At 70.7% G+C, this 17,977-nt stretch carries 18 protein-coding genes and 1 pseudogene; 12 read left to right on the forward strand and 7 right to left on the reverse strand.

Annotated elements, in window-relative coordinates; genetic code table 11:
* Nucleotides 1–48: 48 nt before the first annotated feature.
* Nucleotides 49–1,206, forward strand: coding sequence for a GH12 family glycosyl hydrolase domain-containing protein (locus KUTG_RS63315; protein WP_084579042.1), 1,158 nt, complete (start codon nucleotides 49–51; stop codon nucleotides 1,204–1,206).
* Between the two features lie 15 nt (nucleotides 1,207–1,221).
* A complete protein-coding gene (locus tag KUTG_RS08245) occupies nucleotides 1,222–2,250 on the forward strand; it encodes a zinc-dependent alcohol dehydrogenase family protein (RefSeq protein WP_043716106.1) in 1,029 nt (342 codons plus the stop codon).
* On the opposite strand, the pseudogene KUTG_RS08250 reads toward KUTG_RS08245, so the two are convergent.
* Nucleotides 2,240–2,760: pseudogene (locus KUTG_RS08250) on the reverse strand (hypothetical protein). The gene KUTG_RS08245 and the pseudogene KUTG_RS08250 sit on opposite strands and share 11 nt — an antisense overlap.
* A 156-nt stretch (nucleotides 2,761–2,916) precedes the next feature.
* Here KUTG_RS08250 and KUTG_RS08255 point away from each other — a divergent pair.
* The gene (locus KUTG_RS08255) at nucleotides 2,917–3,756 is read left to right on the forward strand and encodes a helix-turn-helix domain-containing protein (RefSeq protein ID WP_043716108.1); all 840 of its coding nucleotides are present in this window, start codon (nucleotides 2,917–2,919) and stop codon (nucleotides 3,754–3,756) included.
* Nucleotides 3,757–3,832: 76 nt separating this feature from the next.
* On the opposite strand, the gene KUTG_RS08260 is transcribed toward KUTG_RS08255, so the two are convergent.
* Nucleotides 3,833–4,570, reverse strand: a complete 738-nt coding sequence (locus tag KUTG_RS08260; protein WP_043716109.1) for a BAR domain-containing protein — start codon at nucleotides 4,568–4,570, stop codon at nucleotides 3,833–3,835.
* 181 nt (nucleotides 4,571–4,751) lie between these two features.
* On the opposite strand from KUTG_RS08260, the gene KUTG_RS08265 reads away from it, so the two are divergent.
* A complete protein-coding gene (locus KUTG_RS08265) occupies nucleotides 4,752–5,843 on the forward strand; it encodes a cobalt-precorrin-5B (C(1))-methyltransferase (RefSeq protein WP_232240711.1) in 1,092 nt (363 codons plus the stop codon).
* A gap of 8 nt (nucleotides 5,844–5,851) precedes the next feature.
* Nucleotides 5,852–6,448 (forward strand): GNAT family N-acetyltransferase, encoded by a 597-nt coding sequence (locus tag KUTG_RS08270; protein WP_084579044.1) that lies wholly within the window; start codon nucleotides 5,852–5,854, stop codon nucleotides 6,446–6,448.
* Here the strand turns inward: KUTG_RS08270 and KUTG_RS08275 are convergent.
* The gene (locus KUTG_RS08275; RefSeq protein WP_043716116.1) at nucleotides 6,431–7,207 is read right to left on the reverse strand and encodes a helical backbone metal receptor; all 777 of its coding nucleotides are present in this window, start codon (nucleotides 7,205–7,207) and stop codon (nucleotides 6,431–6,433) included. The two genes, KUTG_RS08270 and KUTG_RS08275, sit on opposite strands and share 18 nt — an antisense overlap.
* 22 nt (nucleotides 7,208–7,229) lie before the next feature.
* Here KUTG_RS08275 and KUTG_RS08280 point away from each other — a divergent pair, with 22 nt between their 5' ends.
* The 3 genes from KUTG_RS08280 (at nucleotide 7,230) to KUTG_RS08290 (ending at nucleotide 9,251) form a co-directional block, all read left to right on the forward strand.
* Nucleotides 7,230–7,967 (forward strand): cobalt-precorrin-6A reductase, encoded by a 738-nt coding sequence (locus KUTG_RS08280; RefSeq protein WP_043716118.1) that lies wholly within the window; start codon nucleotides 7,230–7,232, stop codon nucleotides 7,965–7,967.
* 185 nt (nucleotides 7,968–8,152) lie between these two features.
* Nucleotides 8,153–8,674, forward strand: a complete 522-nt coding sequence (locus KUTG_RS53105) for a PP2C family serine/threonine-protein phosphatase (protein ID WP_157494403.1) — start codon at nucleotides 8,153–8,155, stop codon at nucleotides 8,672–8,674.
* Nucleotides 8,675–8,948: 274 nt separating this feature from the next.
* Nucleotides 8,949–9,251: a hypothetical protein gene (locus tag KUTG_RS08290; RefSeq protein ID WP_052394209.1), complete on the forward strand. Its 303-nt coding sequence runs from the start codon at nucleotides 8,949–8,951 to the stop codon at nucleotides 9,249–9,251.
* 96 nt (nucleotides 9,252–9,347) lie between these two features.
* Here KUTG_RS08290 and KUTG_RS08295 read toward each other — a convergent pair whose 3' ends face one another.
* From KUTG_RS08295 to KUTG_RS08305, 3 genes are all read right to left on the reverse strand, one after another.
* Entirely contained in the window at nucleotides 9,348–10,334 is a 987-nt protein-coding gene (locus KUTG_RS08295) for a S66 peptidase family protein (protein WP_198047066.1), read from the reverse strand.
* 54 nt (nucleotides 10,335–10,388) lie between these two features.
* Nucleotides 10,389–13,535, reverse strand: coding sequence for a glucodextranase DOMON-like domain-containing protein (locus KUTG_RS08300; RefSeq protein WP_043716120.1), 3,147 nt, complete (start codon nucleotides 13,533–13,535; stop codon nucleotides 10,389–10,391).
* Nucleotides 13,536–13,607: 72 nt separating this feature from the next.
* Nucleotides 13,608–14,375 carry a serine hydrolase gene (locus tag KUTG_RS08305; protein WP_043716122.1) on the reverse strand — a complete coding sequence of 256 codons (768 nt, stop codon included), beginning with the start codon at nucleotides 14,373–14,375 and terminating at the stop codon, nucleotides 13,608–13,610.
* 128 nt (nucleotides 14,376–14,503) lie between these two features.
* Between KUTG_RS08305 and KUTG_RS08310 the strand changes: the two genes are divergently transcribed.
* From KUTG_RS08310 to KUTG_RS08325, 4 genes are all read left to right on the forward strand, one after another.
* A complete protein-coding gene (locus tag KUTG_RS08310; protein ID WP_052394210.1) occupies nucleotides 14,504–15,544 on the forward strand; it encodes a C40 family peptidase in 1,041 nt (346 codons plus the stop codon).
* A 56-nt stretch (nucleotides 15,545–15,600) separates the two neighbouring features.
* Nucleotides 15,601–15,828, forward strand: a complete 228-nt coding sequence (locus KUTG_RS08315; RefSeq protein ID WP_198047067.1) for a hypothetical protein — start codon at nucleotides 15,601–15,603, stop codon at nucleotides 15,826–15,828.
* 9 nt (nucleotides 15,829–15,837) lie between these two features.
* Complete coding sequence (locus tag KUTG_RS08320) at nucleotides 15,838–16,332, forward strand: GNAT family N-acetyltransferase (protein WP_052394212.1); 495 nt, start codon at nucleotides 15,838–15,840, stop codon at nucleotides 16,330–16,332.
* A 74-nt stretch (nucleotides 16,333–16,406) separates the two neighbouring features.
* Nucleotides 16,407–16,778 (forward strand): MmcQ/YjbR family DNA-binding protein, encoded by a 372-nt coding sequence (locus tag KUTG_RS08325; protein WP_043716126.1) that lies wholly within the window; start codon nucleotides 16,407–16,409, stop codon nucleotides 16,776–16,778.
* On the opposite strand, the gene KUTG_RS08330 is transcribed toward KUTG_RS08325, so the two are convergent.
* The gene (locus KUTG_RS08330) at nucleotides 16,714–17,934 is read right to left on the reverse strand and encodes an MFS transporter (protein ID WP_232240712.1); all 1,221 of its coding nucleotides are present in this window, start codon (nucleotides 17,932–17,934) and stop codon (nucleotides 16,714–16,716) included. The genes KUTG_RS08325 and KUTG_RS08330 overlap by 65 nt on opposite strands.
* Nucleotides 17,935–17,977: the final 43 nt, after the last annotated feature.

The following is a 17,977-nucleotide window of genomic DNA, read 5'->3' on the forward strand; positions in this document are numbered from 1 at the left end:
GGACCCCTGCCCCGGGCCGCCACCCACCCTGCTTCGAAAGGCTTGCCCATGTCCGGAGCACAGTTGCGACGGCTGGCCGTGGCGGCACTGGTCGGCGCGACCGCCATGCTGCTGCCCATGCCCACGGCCCATGCGGCCACCACGACCTGCGACCCGCAAGGCTCGATCAGCGCGGCCGGCGGCGAATACACCATCCAGGCCAACGAATGGAACTCGTCCGACCAGCAGTGCATCACCTACAGCAGCGGCACCGCATGGTCGGTGAGCACGGCCAACTTCACCCTCTCCGGCGGCGCGCCGGCCACGTATCCGTCGATCTACAAGGGCTGCCACTGGGGCGCCTGCACGTCCGGCAGCGGCCTGCCGATCCAGGTCAACAAGATCGCGAGCTCGACGTCGTCGTGGAGCACCACACAGCCGGCCAGCGGCGCCTATGACGTGGCCTATGACCTCTGGACCAACTCCACGGCCACCACCGGCGGGCAGCCCGACGGCAGCGAGATCATGATCTGGATGAACAGCCGCGGCGGCGTCGGGCCGTTCGGCCAGAAGGTCGCGACGGCCAGCATCGGCGGCCTGAACTGGGACGTGTGGACCGGGCGGCAGACCTCCTGGAACATCGTCTCCTACGTGCTGCAAGGCGGTGCGACGTCGCTTAATGGCCTCAACGTCAAGGCGCTGATCGACGACTCGGTGGCGCGCGGCGTGACCAACGCCAACCACTACCTGCTCGACGCCGAGGCCGGTTTCGAGATCTGGAAAGGCGGCCAGGGCCTGGCCACCACCAGCTTCTCCTTCAACGCCACCGCCGGCGCCGGCCCGCTGTCCCAGGGCCGTCCCGTGACGGCGTCGTCGGTGGAGAACGCCTCCTACCAGCCCGCGAATGCCGTGGACGGCAACGGTTCCACGCGGTGGAGCAGTTCCTTCGCCGACGGGCAGTGGATCCAGGTCGACCTCGGCGCCGTGAAGCAGATCAACCGGGTCGTGCTGAACTGGGAAGCGGCCTACGCCAGGCAGTTCCGTGTCCAGGTGTCGAACGACCCGAGCTTCGCCACGTCCACGGATCTTTACGCCACCAGCGCGGGGACCGGCGGCGTGAACACCCTGGCCGTGTCGGGCAGCGGCCGCTACGTCCGCCTGCTCGGACAGACCCGGGCCACCCCGTATGGCGTTTCTCTCTGGGAATTCCAGGTCTTCGGCAGCTGAAGTTACGGTGGTCGGGTGCGAGCAGTCGTCTACGAGTCGTTCGGCGGTCAGCCCGAGGTCCGCGAGGTCGCCGATCCCACGCCCACGCGTGACGGGGTGGTGATCGGGGTCCGGGCGACCGGGTTGTGCCGCAGCGACTGGCACGGCTGGCAGGGGCACGACTCCGACATCACCGAACTGCCCCACGTGCCGGGGCATGAGCTGGCCGGGGAGGTGCACGCGGTCGGCGGCGACGTCACTCGTTGGCGTGTCGGCGACCGCGTCACCGTGCCGTTCATCTGCGCCTGCGGGCGGTGCGCCTCGTGTGTCGCCGGTGATCAGCAGGTGTGCTCCGCGCAGACCCAACCCGGCTTCACCCACTGGGGTTCCTTCGCCGAGCACGTCGCAATCGACCACGCCGACGTCAACCTCGTCGCCTTGCCGCCGGAGATGGCCTACTCCACCGCCGCCGCCCTGGGCTGCCGTTTCGCCACCGCTTTCCGCTCCGTCGTCGCCCAGGGCCGCGCCCGCCCCGGCGAGTGGGTCGTCGTCCACGGCTGCGGTGGCGTCGGCCTCTCCGCCGTCATGATCGCCGCCGCCCTCGGCGCGCAGGTTGTCGCCGTGGACGTCAACCCCGCCGCCTTGGACCTGGCCAAGCAGTTCGGCGCCGCCGTCGCTCTGGAAGCGCATCCAGACGTCGTTTCCGCTGTTCGGGAGGCCACGGACGGCGGCGCTCACCTGTCCCTGGACGCCCTCGGGCATCCCGTGACGGCGTCGAACTCCGTCCTGTCGCTGCGCCGCCGTGGCCGGCACGTCCAGGTCGGACTCCTGCCGTCCGGACCGACGCCGCTGCCCATGGACCGGGTCATCGGCTGGGAGCTGGAGATCCTCGGCAGCCACGGCATGGCCGCCCACGCCTACGGCCCGATGATGGACCTGGTGGCATCGGGGGCTTTGCGCCCCGACCTGCTCATCGCCCGCACCATCGACCTCGCCGAGGCCGCCTCGGCCCTGGCGGCGATGGACCGCTCCACCGCCGCCGGCATGACCATGATCAAGCCTTAGCCGCGCGGCCCAGGCGCAGGGCGGAGACGAGGAAGAAGATGCCGCCCAGCGTGGCGTAACCGGCCAGTGTGGACAGTCCGGCTCCTTGCTGGCCGGCTTGCAGGATGAACGAGATGCCGGCGACGGTCGAGATGGCGCCACTGATGATCATCGGCCACTGGCCGCCCAGCGCGCGGCGGCTGAGGCCGACGACGAGTTGCACGAGGCCGGACAGAATCGCCCAGGCGCCCCAGACCCGCAGCACGCCGGGATTGCCGGACGACGCGGCGACGGCCAGGCCGATGGCCGCGAGCAGGCTGATCGCGATGTTCACGTACAGGCCGGGTTTGACGCCATTGGACGAGCGCGCGTCGACCACCGCCGCGGCCACGTCGAACACCGGGTAGAGCACCAGCAGCGCGATGGCCAACGGGGTGATGGTCGAAGCTGTCGCGACCAGCAGACGGCCCAGACGATCGCGAAACCGAAGCGGACGAAGTACAACCGCGGCAGTTGGGGCGCGATGCCCACGGTCGACGCCGATGCCCGGCACTCATGGGTTCTCCTTGTGAGTTCGACTTCTCGTGTCCCGACGGTGGCACCGGCCCGCGCACCAGGCGAAAGGGCCGGTGTTGTCCTGGGACAGTCCTGGCCCACCCTCGGCTTTGACGCTGTTAGATTTCCGGTGTGACCGGCGACGCGCATCGCAGCGAACTGGGCGATTTCCTCCAGGCGCGGCGGGCCGAGCTGAGCCCCGACACGGTCGGGCTGCCCGGCGTCGGCCCCCGGCGGCGGGTCCGGGGACTGCGCCGGGAAGAGGTCGCCGCCCTCGCCTCGATCAGCACGGACTTCTACACGCGACTCGAACAGGGACGGCGCCGCGCGTCCGAGGAAGTGCTGGCCGCCATCGCGCGGGTCCTCCGACTCAGCGACGACGAACGCGCCTACGTGTTCGAGCTGTCCGGCCGGGAACAGCAGACGGGGCGGCCGTCGCGCCCGCAGGCCCACCCGCAGTTGCGACGACTGCTCGGCGACCTCGCCACGACCCCGGCGGTGGTGTTGGGGCGACGCACGGACATCCTGGCCTGGAACCCCATGGCGGCGGCGCTGTTCACCGACTTCGGGCGTCTGCCGGAGAAGGACCGGAACTTCGTGCGGCTGGTCTTCTGCGACCAGGGCGTGCGGGCGTTGTATCCGCACTGGGAGCACGCGGCCCGAAACGGCGTCGCGCAGCTGCGGCGGGAGGCCGCGCGGGATCCCTCCGACCCCGAGCTGACGGCCCTCGTCGAGGAACTCTCGGCTTTGGACGAGGACTTCCGGCGCTGGTGGACCGCGCACCAGGTCGCGGTCCGCGGCGCCGGCGTCAACGAGGTGCGGCACCCGGTCGTCGGCGATCTCACCCTCGACTGGGCGGCGCTCGTCTGCACCGCCGATCCCGACCAGCAGCTGTTCACCTGGACCGCCGACCCCGGCACGCCGTCCCACGACGCCATCCGCCGGCTCGCCTCCCGGCTCACCACCGCCTGAGCCGGCCTGATGCAGGGAAGGACGCCTTACCCTCGCTCAACGCGGGTAAGGCGTCCTTGCCTGCATCGGACCGGTGCTACAGCTTGAACTCGCTCTTGCCGGCCAGGCCGTGCAGCTTGTTCAGCTCCTCGGCGACCTTCTTCCACTCCCCCGCCCGCCGCGAGCCGTAGGCGTCGTCGCCGCTGGGCTTGCTGCCCAAGGGCAGGATCGGGTCGCCGACGCCGTGCTCCAGGCGGTAGACCAGCACGCTGTGGGCGGCCTTGACCCAGGGCTCGGGGTCGGGCCGGGGCAGGCTGCCGACGGCGCTGGTGAGCCAGACGGGCAGCGGGTCGCCGGCGGCCATGGCGTCGTTGAGGCGCTGGCGGGCGACGACGCTGACCCGGGCCTTGGCCGCGGTGATCCGGTCCTTGTCGGGGCCGCCGCCGAGGGCGGCCGCCTCCAGCTTCGCCAGGTCGGCCTCGACCATGCGCTGGGCGGCCTCCACGGTGGCCCACTTGGCCTGGACCTGCTTGGGCGTGAGGTTGATGTAGCCGTCGCCGCCCTGGCGCCGGCTGGCCGGCTTGGCCAGCTGGGTCTGCACCTCGGCGATCCGCTTGCGCACGAGGTTGGCCTGGTCGGAGGTCAGCTGCCGGCGCTCGGCCTCGTGCCCCTCGGCCAGGGTCCTGACCGCGTCGGCCAGGTCCTCGGTCACGTCGTCGAGCCCGGGCCGCACCCGGCCGCCGCGCTTCACCAGCGCGGCGAACTGCTCCCTGAGTTCCGTGATCTGCTGCTGGAGCTGGTCGATCGCCGCAGTCTGATCGATCGTCTCGGTCACCAGGCCCGCCTCGCTAGCGCTCGGCGGGTCTGCGACCCAAGTCCCAGTGCTCAATGGTGCCCTCGCAAGCTCGGCCACGGATCCTCCTCACCTCGACCCGATCTTGCCGGACATCCCGGCGACGTGGGGCGCGACTTGGCCGCCCGTTCGGGGGAAGCTGGCCGATGCGATGCTGATCGGCGTGAGCAGGGATGGGACGGGGCTGCGCCGGGGCTGGACCACAGGCGCGTGCGCGACGGCGGCAACCAAGGCGGCCTACACAGCGCTGCTGACCGGCGCGTTCCCGGATCCGGTGGAGATCACCCTGCCCAAGGGCCAGCGGCCGGCGTTCGCGCTGGCGGTGGAGTCCCTGACCGACGGCGCCGCCACGGCCGGCATCGTCAAGGACGCGGGCGACGACCCGGACGTCACGCACGGGGCCCTGATCCGCTCGACCGTCCGGCATGGCGAGGCCGGCTCGGGCGTGGTGTTCCGGGCCGGGCCGGGCGTCGGCACGGTGACGAAGCCGGGCCTGCCGCTGGCCGTCGGCGAGCCGGCGATCAATCCCGTGCCGCGGCAGCTGATGCAGGGCGTGGTGGCGGAGGTGGCCGCGGCGCACGGCGGTTCGGGCGACGTCGTGGTGGAGATCTCCGTCGACAACGGCGAGGAGATCGCCCGGCAGACCTGGAACCCGCGACTGGGAATCCTCGGCGGCCTGTCCATTCTCGGCACCACCGGCGTCGTCGTGCCGTACTCCTGCTCGGCGTGGATCGACAGCATCCGTCGCGGCATCGACGTCGCCCGCGCCGCCGGGCACCAGCACGTCGCGGGCTGCACCGGCAGCACCTCCGAACGGGTGGTCACCCAGATGTACCCGCTGCCCGAGGACGCCCTGCTCGACATGGGCGACTTCGTCGGCGCGATGCTCAAGCACCTGCGCCGGCACCCGGTGCCGCGGCTGACCATCGCCGGCGGCGTCGGCAAGCTGGCCAAGTTCGCCGACGGGCACCTGGACCTGCACTCGGGTCGTTCGCAGGTCAACCACGAGCTGCTGGCGGCCCTGGTCGTCGACGGCGACGGCTCGCCGGAACTGGTCGAGGCCGTCCGCACGGCCAACACCGCCCTCGGCGCTTTGCAGCTGTGCCAGCGGGAAGGCCTGCCGCTGGGCGACCTCATCGCCGACCGCTGCCTGGCCACCGCCGACGGCATCCTGCGCGGCGCCGGCATCGCCGTGGACATCGTGGTGATCGATCGGGCCGGGACCGTAGTCGGCCGCTCCCGGCATCCGGCATGATCCGTCCTATGCCTGATTTCCGTGAGAAACCCGTGCTCTCCGGCGAAACCGTGGTGCTGCGCCCGGTCATCGCCGACGACGCGGTCGACATGCTGGAGGTGCTGGCCGACGGCGACGTGCTGCGGCTGACCGGATCGCACGGCACCCTCTCGCCCGACGACGTCGAGCCGATGCGGCAGTGGTACGGCAGCCGCGCCGAGCACGACGACCGCCTCGACCTGGCCGCCGTCGACCGCGCCACCGGCCGCTACGTCGGCGAGGTCGTGCTCAACGAGCTCGACCCCAACAACAACTCCTGCTCGTTCCGCATCGCGCTGGGGGCGCCGGGGCAGAACCGCGGGCTGGGCACCGAGGCCACCCGGCTGGTGCTTGGCTACGCGTTCGAGCGGGTCGGCCTGCACCGGATCAGCCTGGAGGTCTACTCGTTCAACTCCCGGGCCCGCCGGGTGTACGAGAAGGTCGGCTTCCGGCCCGAGGGCGTGCTGCGCGACGCGTTGCTGTGGGAGGGCCAGCGCTTCGACTCCCACGTCATGTCGATCCTGGCCCACGAGTGGGCCGAGCACCGGGGCTGTCCCGAGTCCGTGGAGTCACGCCGGGCCGTCTGAGCCCAGCCCCAACTGCTCGCGCAGGGTCTCGGCCGCCGTGGCCAGGGAGGGTCCGTACCAGGTCAGCAGGCGTCCGCTGACCAGACGGACCCGATCCGCCTCGAAGCACTCGGGGCCGTCGGCGGCGGTGAAGACGTAGGGCTCGTCCGGGAGCACGATCAGGTCGGCCGCGCGCAGCTGGTCGAGCTCCTGCTTCGGGTAGCGGTCGGCGTGGTCGGCGTAGACGTTGGCGACACCGATCCGGGCCAGCAGGTCCGTGGCGAAGGTCCGGCTGCCGACCACCATCCACGGATCCCGCCACACGCACACCAGCGCCGACCTCTCGGGCTCCGGCACCGGCCCGTCGAGCCTTCGGTGCGCCTCCGCCAGCCACTCCGGCGTCGGACGTCCGAGCGCCACGGTGATCAGCCGGTCCAGCGAGCTCAGCGCGCCCGGCACGTCCTCCACGACGGTCACCCACACCGGCACGCCGGCCTCTTCCAGCCGCCGGACGTCGATCTCCCGGTTCTCCTCCTTGTTGACGACGACGAGGTCCGGCCCCAGCTCCGCGATCCGCCGCGTGTCCGGGTTCTTCGTCCCCCGCACCCGCTCGACCCCCAGGTCCACAGGATGGGTGCACCACTCAGTGGCCGCCACCAGCAGGTCACGGTCGACGGCCGCCACCGCCTCCGTCAGCGACGGCACCAGCGACACCACCCGCCGCACCTCGTCGGGCAGCCGCACCTCCCGGCCGAGATCGTCACGTTCCGTACGCGCCACCCAGCCAGGCTATCGTCCGGCGATGGTCAGGACTGTGCTCGTGCTGGGCGGCACCGCCGAGGCCCGGCGGCTGGCCGAGGCGCTGGCCGAGGCAGGCGACCGACTCCGGGTCGTCACCTCGCTGGCCGGGCGCGTGAGCCGGCCTCACCTGCCGCCGGGCGAGGTGCGGATCGGCGGCTTCGACGGCGTCGAGGGGCTGACGGCGTGGCTGCGCGAGGAGCGGGTGGACGCGGTGGTCGATGCCACCCATCCGTTCGCGGCCCGGGTCACGGCCTCGGCCGCGGCGGCGACCAGCGCACTGGGGCTGCCGTTCCTGGTGCTGCGCCGGCCCGGCTGGCGTCAGGCCGAGGAGGATGACTGGCGGTGGGTCGGCTCCGTCGCCGAGGCAGCGGAGCTGCTGCCCACGGTCGGAACGCGCGCCTTGCTCACTGTGGGGCGTCAAGAGCTGGAGCCGTTCACCCGTCTCAGTGACGTGTGGCTGCTGGCCAGGTCGATCGAGCAACCGAACGTGCCCATCGAGGCAGTTCTGGGCCGTGGCCCTTTCGCGGTCGAATCCGAGCTGGAGCTGCTGGACGATCATGACATCGACGTGCTCGTCACCAAGGACAGCGGCGGCGACGACGCGAAACTGGTGGCCGCGCGACGCCGGAACATTCCGGTGGTGATCGTCCGGCGACCGCCCTCACCTGCGGTTATGATTGTGTCCACAGTGGATCAAGCCGCCATCTGGGTGATCTACGGACACGCTACGGTTTCATAAGCCTGCGCGGTGGGGACCCATGCCCTACGCTTCGGGCTCGCGCGGCGAACGCAGTAGGCAGGGCGAGACCCCGAATTCCCTCAGCAATTGACTACGACCGTCTCAGCGTCCTCACAGGCGAGTCCGCGAACCTGGTCGTGTGCGGTGGGCTGCCTTCTACCGCCGAGTTCGGGGAGGAGATCGCCGTGCACCACGATCTCGACATCCGCTGGGACACCGCCAGCGAGCGCAACCTGCGTGCCACCAACGCGGACGCCGTGGCCACGCGGCGCGACCCGGCCACGGGCGAGCTCGTCTTCGCCGTCGCCGACGGCATCGGCGACACCGCGGGCTCGGCCGAGGCCGCGCGCAAGGCCGCTGCCGCCGCCGTCGCCACGCCCGTCGCCCAGGGCGCCATCCAGGCCATGATCGCCGCCCAGCAGGCCCTCCTGCTCGACGAGGACGACTGTGTGCTGGTCGTCGCCATGCCCTTCACCGACCGGGTCAGCAGCGGCTACCGCATCGCCTGGGTCGGCGACTGCCGGGCCTACCTGTCCCACCATATAACGACACTGTCTCGCTTCCTGGATTCTTGGTGTGGAGAACTCAATCTTGAGCGGAGATCGCAAAGTCCTCGGGGGCACAGCGTTCTCCGGTTTTACGCGCGATATCCTGGCTACTCAAGTTCGGCGTTTGCCGACCGTAACGACTTTTTCGGTCAATATTGAAACGGTCGTGATTTGGTGACATGCTGCGCTTCTATCTAAGGAGGAAATGAATTTAGCCCGAATTATCTTCCGCTACAAAGCCCAACTCGATGAGGACTTCAATCATTATTGAAACACACAAAGATAAATTCTTACTTATTTGTAGAATATACCGCATCGCCTGGGTCGGCGACTGCGGGCCTACCTCTGGGACGACAAGACCCTGCACCCGCTGACGTCCGACCAGACCGTCGCCGCCTACCTGCGCTCCCAGCTGCGCCCCACCACGCCCCGCATGGAGCACATCGTCACCAACACCGTGCGCACGACCACCACCGACCAGATCGGCTGGACCCAGGTCCGCACCAGCGGCTCCGGCCTGCTCCTGGTCACCGACGGCGTGCACAAGGTCGTGCCGGCCAACGCCATGCACCGCGAGCTCACCAGCGCCGCCCGCCCCGCCCAGGCCCTCATCGAGGCCTCCGCCGCCCTCGGCGGCCGCGACAACGCCAGCGCCGCCGTCATCGACTGGACCGCCGTCCGCCGCGAGCCCCCACCGATCCCCCACATGGCCACTCCCCCGCTGGTGCACCAGTAAACGCGTTGCCACACCAGGCTCATCGCGCCGCGGGCATCGGCAAGGTCAGGCCCCCGTCGGCGCGCCGGTCATCCCGGACTCCTTGAAACGCAAGGCCTATCGCACCGCCGGTTCGAGCAGCGACAGCGTCCGCTCCCCCGCGTCGAGGGCGACATGGATGCCGACGGGCATCGGCAGGTTCGGGCCGGCGTGGCCGATCTCGACGTTGCCCAGGACCGGGATGTCCCGGTCGCCCAGCACGTCCAGAACGATCTCGGCCAGAGACGGTGATCCGTCGGGCGAATCGAGCCCGTCGATGGCGTGCGGGACGCCGACGACCATGCCGGCGATGCGGTCGAGGATGCCGCTGTGCCGGAGCACGTGCAGGTAGCTCCACACGTACGAAGCCAGACCTCCCATCTCCTCCCAGAACAGCACGGCGCCGTCGAACTGCTCCAGCCGCAGCGCGTACGGCGTGGCCTGAGCCAGCACGATGCGGTTGATCACCGCGCCGATCAGGCGGCCCTCGGCCCGGCCGGGGCGCCAGCACTCCCACGACGGGCTCGCTGGCAGGGCTCCCAAGGGCTTCGTACTGGTCAGGAGCCTGGAGTAGAGCTGCGCCAGCTCGGACTGGCGCGCGGCGGGAACCCGCTGCCAGTGACCGCCGAGGCCGGGCGTGGCCAGGTCGGCATGGAAGCCGACCAGGCCCGTGCGCCCGTAGAGCACCAGATGCAGCAACGAGATGTCGCTGTAGCCGAGGATCGGCTTGGGGTCGGCCCTGATCGCCTCGACGTCGATCAGGTCGAGGTAACCGAGGGCCGTCTGGCCGCCGTCGTGCGCGATGATCGCCCGCACCTCGGGATCACGCAGCAGAGCGTTGAGCTCCTCGGCGATCTCCGACGGCCGAGCGGCGCTCCACCACCGGCTCCGCCCGGCTTCGAGCAGCGGGGCCCGACGCACGCGGAATCCCATTCGCTCCAACACCACCACGGCCTGCTCCAGGTCGGGCTCGTAGACGGCATGGAGCGGCCCGGACAGCGAGGCGATGACGACAAGATCTCCAGGGACCAGGGCACGGGGGCGAAGCAGCGGAGGCAAGGTCACCGGCGCAGCATCGCGACCCGGACGACGGCCCGCCACACATTTTCCGGGCCGGCGCTACGGCACGGTCACGGCGTTGACGATCACCGGTCCCTTCGTGGGGTCCAACTGCGACGCGGGCACGGTGTCGATGGCCTTGGGCGCCGTCGCGGGGTCGATGGCGCAGATCGGATCTGCGCCGCCGGGGGCGCACAGGCCGAACTGGTAGCCCTGGGGTGTGGCGGCGAAGGAGCGAGCCTGGTCGGCGTTGAAGCCGTCCTGTCCGGTGAGGACCACGGAGAAGGTCCAACCGGGACCGGGCTCGCCGAACGCCGCCTTGGGTAAGGCGACGGTGATGGTCCTGGTGTCGGTGGAGGCCACGGCGGCCGTGGGGGTGCCGACCTGGTGCCCGGCGGCGTCGAGCCAGGCGGGGGAAGCGAAGCCCTGGAGCTCGATGCGTTGGGACCACGGGGAAACCTGGTAGTTCCGGGACGGGAACGGCGCCGCGGTGGAGGTGGGCCTGCCGGGGGCGCCGACGAAGATGTCGAGGAGCTGGGCGCCCATGGTGTTGCCGAAGGTGGGGACCAGGTTCCGCAGGGTGGCGCGCAGGTAGACGGTGTCCCCCAAGGTGATCGCCTGGAACCGGGTGATGTCGAAGGAGCCGGCGGCGAAGTCGGGGGCGGTGGGGTACTGGAAGGTGCCGGGACCGTTGTCGTCGCCGGCGGGATCGACGGTGTCGAGAACGGTGGCGCCGCCGACGAGATCGCCGGTGGCGGTGGTGTGGGCGTAGCCGGTCCGGTTGCCCGGGGCGGAGACGCCGACGGTGATGGAGTTGGAGCCGAAGCCCAGTGGCACGGTGACGGAGTAGGTGCCGTCGGCCCCGGCCGTGGTGGTGACGGTGGCGGCCTTGCCGGCGGTGTCGGTGGCCAGGGCCTGCACGCTGACATCGGCGCGGGGCAAGGTCTTGCCGGTGACGGCGGCGGTGGCACCGCTGGCGGTGGCCGCGACGGTGACGTCGGCCTTGCCGGGGGCGGCATGGGCGACGTAGCGGTCGGTGGTGACGGACGGACGGTCGAGGACGTGGCCGGCGCGGAGGTCAGCGGCCAGGCGAAGGCGCTGCGCCTGGGCCCACGTGAGGGGCGAAGCCGAGCCGGCGGCGTGGCCGTTGGCGAAGCCGATGGAGGCGACGGTGGGATCGGTGCCGTAGGGCGAAGCGGGCAGGTCGGGGCTCTCCCACGCCTGCTCGGGCACCAGCCCTACGCCGGAGGCGGAGCCGAACATGCTGTCCAGCAAAGACTTCGCCGCATGGCCGTCGCCGAGGGACAGGGCGGACTCGGCCCGCTCGCCGGACAGCACGGGCCACAGGTGCCCGGTGCCGGTGTCGGTGGTCGGCCACGGCTGCCCCTGGCCGGTGCAGGTGCTCTGACTGGGCTGGTAGCAGTCGCCGTAGCCGTCGGCACTGCCGGCGGAAGCCGAAGTGCCGTAACGGTAGTAGCCGACACCGGTGGCGGTGCGCACCGAGATCTGCTTGTCCAGCACGGCCAGCGAGGCGGTGAAGTCCTTGTCCTGCGGGGAGAGCTCGCCGAGGCGGACGAGTTCCTGGAAGCCGCCGTCGACGATCGCCCGCTGGTCGGCGGTCGGACCGCCGTTGCCGAGGCTGTAGCTGACGGCCGAGTTCGGGTCGCCGTTCTTGGTCAGCCGCACGAAGTACGAGGGACCGTACGGCCCCGTGGTGGTGACGGTCCACGACTTCACGTTGCGCTGGAAGTCGTCGGCGGCGGCCCGGTAGATCCGCGCGTCAGCGTGGTCGCCGTGCCGATCGGCCAGCGCACCGGCGGCGGCGAGGCCGGCGATCTCGGCAGCGATGGTGGACGGCGAGTACCCGGACTGCTCCTCCCAGCGCTCGACGCCGAACGACGGCCCGTGGGCCAGCAGGTAGTCGGCGGCGGGCTTGATGTGCTGTGTCCACAGGGAGTCGTCGTCGAGGCCGGTGAGCTGGGCCATCAGGATCGGGTACGCGGTCTCGTCGAGCTGGTCGCCACCGGTGTCGGGGGCGATCTTGCCGTTGACCAGCGAGTTGCGGGGCAGCTCGCCGGTCGGCAGCTGCTGCTTGGTCAACAGGAACGTGGCGATGGCGCGGGCGGTGGATCTGTCGCCGGCGGCCAGGAACCCGGTGAACGCCTCGTAGGCGTCGCGGGCGAACACCTCGCGGTAGGAACCGAAGTACACCGGCTTGTCGGCCTTCACCGCCTGGCCCCACGGGCTGGCCAGCGAGGCGACGACCGCGCCCGGGAACGTCTTGTCCTCACTGGACTTCAGCACGTTGGCGTCCAGCGGCAGGGTGCCCCGAGCCAGCTCGGAGTCGTAGTCCCACCAGCCGTCGGTGTAGTCATCGCGCATCCGGTCGAACCACGAGCGCGCCGACGCCCGGGCGGTGTCGACGGCCTGATCGCGATTCCGACCGAAGCCCAGGGCCAGCGTGAAGTCCCGAGCGGTCACGTCCTCGGTCGCGGTGACATGCCCGTTCGAGGCCGTGGAATACCGGGTGAGGGTGCGATTGCTGTCAAGCTGGGTCAGGCCGTCGCTGGGGGTGCCGGCGTAGCCGACCGTCGCCGATCGCGTCGAGGTGCCGGCCAGGGCCATGAAGGTCGGCACGGCGTAGTCACGATTGGCGGCCTGGCTGACGGTGTCGGTGTCGTAGAGCACCGGCACGCCGTCGACGACCGAGGCGCTGTCCCCGCTGTTGCCGTTCACGTGCCCGTCGAGGCGGGCGTACACGCGCAGGTTCGGCGGGCCGTCGATCGTGGTGTGCATGACCACCGAGTCACGGGCCGGGTCGGTGATGTACATGGTGGTGAGCCGATATCGATGCTTGGCACTGGTCGACGTGACCGTGCAGACCATGCCGGTGCGGTCGGCGCGCACGGTGTAGGTGGTGTCCCGGGTCTGGAGGTCGGTGAACGAGCGGCCGTCAGTCACCACGTACTGCAGGGTGCCCACATCGGTGTTGTCGATCGTCGGCTCGTACACGTCCGACAGCACGCCGTCCGCGACCGTGTACCAGACCTTGGATCTGGAGTTCCGGGCCGTGCCGAGGCAGTCCTTGCGCCCGGTGTCGAAGTACGCCGTCACGCCCGGCGCGCCCGGTGTCACCGGAGCAGCCGCGACCGGCACTGCTGTCACCACCATCGACGCCAGGATCACCGGCGCCAGTCCCCGCAGCATCTCTAGCCCTCTCGCCGTTGGGTCGGACCTCGAAACGACCCTAGCGAGGACTGGCTTCAATGGGCACTGAAGTTATCGTGCCTTGAGAAGAGGAGCAAGGGCCTGCGTCGCGGCGGTGATCGCCTTGGCCTCGTCGGCGGCATTCGTGCTGCTCGGGGCGCTGCTGAGGACGACTACCACATATCGTTGGCCGGGGCCGACGAGTCCGGTGGTGTGCAGGACCCGGTCGGGTCGGCAGCATCCCCAGCCCTGCTTCACCCACCACTGGCCCGCCCCCAGCGACGGGATGCCGAAGGACTGGTCGAAGCCGTCGGCGGCGATGGCCGGGGCGCGGTAGAGCGCGTTGATGATCGTCTGCTGGTCCGCCGACTCCAGGTACTGGTAGATCCGGACCACGTCGTCGGCGGTGGTCAGCGTGTCGCCCCACCGGGCCGGATCCTGCGGCGGCGTGGTGTGCTGAAGGTGCAGCTGCGCGGCCAGGCTGGTCACGATCTTCGTGCCCCCACCGGCCGACCACAGCGCGTTCGCGATGGAATCGTCGCTGCGGGCCAACATTTGCGTGACCTTCGCGGTCGAGCCGCTGTGCCGCTTCAGCGCGTCAATGGCGATCAACAGCTTGATGACCGATTCCGCCGCGAAAGGCCGATCCGCGCCGGATGCCACCAGCGCCTGGCCCGCGGTCCGGTCGTAGACCTCCAGACCCAGCGTGGCCTGCGGCGCGGCCTGCTGCGCCGCGGTCGCCACGTCGCCGATCAATCCGCGGATCAGCACGAACACACATACCAGCGCCGCCACCACCGACAACCACAGCGGCAGCGCCCCCCGACTCCCCAGCCTCATACTCACTAAGGTGTGTGATCACGGCACTTGGTTGCATTCACGGAGGTCACAGCTGTATTTCGGCGGCATGTGAACCGTAGGCCGACCGAGACGCGTATCGACTCCTGACACCCCTGCGAAGGAGCGAAGTGAAGAACCCGTACAAGCACGTGCTCGGCGCGCTCGGCGTGACCTTGGCGGTCATCAGCCTCACTCCGGCCTCGGCACAGGCGGATCCCCCCACCAACGCCAACGACGCCCTGGCCCAGCTGCACGACGCGAGCCAGAAGCAGGAATCCCTCGGCGAGCAGTACACCGCCGCGCAGCTGGCCTACCAGGCCCGCCAGGCCGACGTGCAGAAGGCGACCACGGAGCTGGCCACCGACCAGCAGGCCGAGAAGCAGGCGCAGACCGAGGAGGACCGCTACCGCGGCGACGTGGACCGCTGGGTGTCGGCCACCACCGAGGGCGCCGACCTCAGCAGCATGTCGGCCCTGCTCACCGGCCAGTCGCCCAGCGACTTCCTCGACCGCGCCTGGATGCTCCAGGAGGTCAGCAAGTTCAACGGCGACGCCATGGACGGCCTCAGCCGGTCGCTGGACAAGGCCAGCGCCGCCAGCAAGCAGGCGACGCAGGCCCAGCAGAAGGCCAACGACGCCGCAGCAAAGGCCAAGCAGGTCGCCGACGGCCTCCAGGCCCAGAAGGACGCCGCCGGCAAGGCCCAGCAGGCCGCGCAGGAGGCGTACAACCGGCTGACCGGCACGCAGAAGACCGCGCTGAAGTCCGACAAGGGCCTCCCCTTCGACACCAGCAACGTGCCCGCCGGCGCCGCCGGTGTCGCGGTCAAGGCAGCGCTGGGCCAGGTCGGCACGCCCTACGTCTACGGCGGCAACACCCCGGGCTCGGCGCTGGACTGCTCCTCGCTGGTGCAGTACGCGTACCGGCAGGCCGGCGTGACCCTGCCCCGCGTCACCACCGAGCAGGTGCTCCAGGGGCGTCCGGTGGCCAAGGCCGACATGATCCCCGGCGACCTGCTGTTCTTCGGCACCGCCAGCAACGTGCACCACGTGGCCATGTACATCGGCAACGGCAACATCGTGCACGCCCCGGACGTGGGCCAGGTCGTCAAGGTCGTGCCGATCAGCGGCGGCGGCAGCGACTACTACACCTCTCGGCGCATCGTCGGCTGACCCGGCCAGAGCTCGGCCGGTGTGTGCGTTCCGCGCGTCGCACGCACCGGCCGTGGATGTACCGATCATGGCGGGTCGACCGGGCGCGGGTGCTGCCGGACGAGCATCCCGAGTTCCAGCACTACTGGTCGGCGGTCCGGTGGCAGTCCGATCACGTGGAGCGGTCGCTGGACGAGCCGCTGTCGGGGCCGCTGGTCGTGGTCGGCGCGGAACGCATCGTCTACACGGAGCACTGGTTGCGCCGCGAGGGCTACGCCCCACGCCAGTTCTGGACGGCCAAGTAGCCTCAACACGTGGCGATCCTGCTGTTCAACCACGCTCCGATCCGCACGGCGTTACCGGGCGACGAGAACGCGGTCCTCGACCTGCTGTCCGGCGCTGCCTCGTGGTTGCACGAGCGGGGCATCGAGCAGTGGCCGGAGCGGTTCCCGGCGGACTCGGTGCGCGAGCAGATCGCGGCCGGCGAGGCGCTGCTGGTGGGCAGCCCGGCGGTGGCGACGGTGGTGGTGTCGGACAGCGACCCCGAGCTGTGGGGCGACGACTCCGTGCCGGCGTACTACATCTCACGGCTGGCGGTGGCCCGGGAGGCGGCGGGCCGCGGGCTGGGCTACCGGATCCTGGACTGGGTGCAGGCGGCGGCGTCCGCGAAGGGCTGGCGGTACGTGCGGCTGGCGGCGTCGAAGGACAACCCCGGGCTGCGCCGCTACTACGAGAAGGCCGGCTTCCTCCACGTCACCGACCCCGAGGACGCCGGCCACCCCACCAGCCTCTACGAGCGATATCGCTGATTGCCACATGCGCTTCCCACTTGCACGCTGGTGCCACATGGGAAGCGCATGTGGCGAAAAAACGGGGAGGGTGGATGGCTACGTGGGAGGATGTGCGGAGGATCGCGCTGGCGTTGCCGGAGACGGGTGAGAAGCTGTCCTGGGGCACGCCGCAGTGGCACGTCAAGGGCAAGGGCTTCGTCTGGGACCGGCCGCTGCGCCAGTCGGACGGGCTCGACGAGCGGGGTCCGATCCTCGGGGTCCGGGTGGCCGACGAGGGCGTCAAGCAGGCCCTGATCGCCGACGACCCGGCGGTGTTCTTCACCATCCCGCACTTCGACGGCTACCCGGCGGTGCTGCTGCGGCTGGACCGGATCGGCGTGCCGGAGCTGGACGAGGTGATCACCGAGGCGTGGCTGCTGAAGGCGCCGAAGAAGCTGGCTCGGGAGTTCCTGGCGCAGCAGTAGACCGGCGGGCCAGGTGTCGGCCCAGCGCGGCGAGAGCGGCCAAGGCGATGAGAGCGGCCACCGCGCCCCAGCCGAACAGGTCGTAGGCCTGCACGCCCAGCCACGAGCCGAGGGTGCCGCCGAGGAACGTGCAGGTCATGTACGCGGTGTTGAGCCGGCTGCGGGCCTCGGGCAGCAGGGCGAAGATCCGCGACTGGTTGGCCACCTGGTTGGCCTGCACGGCGGTGTCCAGCAGCACCAGGCCGGCGATCAGCAGCACGAGCCCGGCAATGCCGCCCAGCAGACCGAAGGCCAGCACCCCGGCCGACGCCACCACGCCGACGATGGCGATCGTGCTGACGGGTTCGGGGCCGCGCCGGTCGATCCACCGGCCGGCGATGGGCGTGACGAAAACGCTGACCGCGCCGGCGAGGCCGATCAGGCCGACGGTCTGGGCGCCGAGCCCGTAGCGGGGACCGCTGATCAGCAGGGCCAGGCACGTCCACGCGGCACTGAAGCCGCCGAACAGCAGCACCTGGTACAGCGCGGACCGCCGCAGCTCGGGCTCGCGGCGCAGCAGCCGCAACGCCTCGGCCAGCAGCGACGGGTAGTTGTGCTGCGCGGACGGCTCGGTGCGCGGAACGGTCACCGCCAGCACGGCCGCCAGCACCAGGATCACCGCCGCGGCAACAAGATACGGGGCGCGCCAGCCCAGCCACGAGCCGAGGGTGCCGCCGAAGGTCCGGGCCAGCAGAATGCCGGCCAGGACGCCGCCGAGCAGCGTGCCGACGACGGCGCCGCGGCGGTTGTCGGGCACGAGCCCGGCGACCATGGGGATGATCACCTGCGGCACGACCGTGAACACCCCGGCCAGCGTGCCGGCGATCAACAGCACCGGCAGCGAGGTGGCGAGGCCGGCGGCCAGCATGGCGGCGGCGGTGAGGACCATCAGCACCACGATCAGCGGCCGCGCCCGCAGCCGGTCTCCCAGCGGGACCAGCAGGAACACGCCGAGGGCGTAGCCGAGCTGGGCGCCGGTGGCGGTCTGGGCGGCGGCGCTGGGCGTCACGCGCAGGTCGGCGGCGATCAGCGGGCTGATGGCCTGTGGGAAGTAGATCGTGGCCACGCAGACCGCGCAGGCCAGCGTGAGCAGCGGAATCACCCGGCGACTCAGCACAGCGCCCCCTCGATAAATCGAACCAACTGGTTCGATCGTAACC

The organism is Kutzneria sp. 744 (genome assembly GCF_000568255.1).
Classification (GTDB): Bacteria; Actinomycetota; Actinomycetes; order Mycobacteriales; family Pseudonocardiaceae; genus Kutzneria.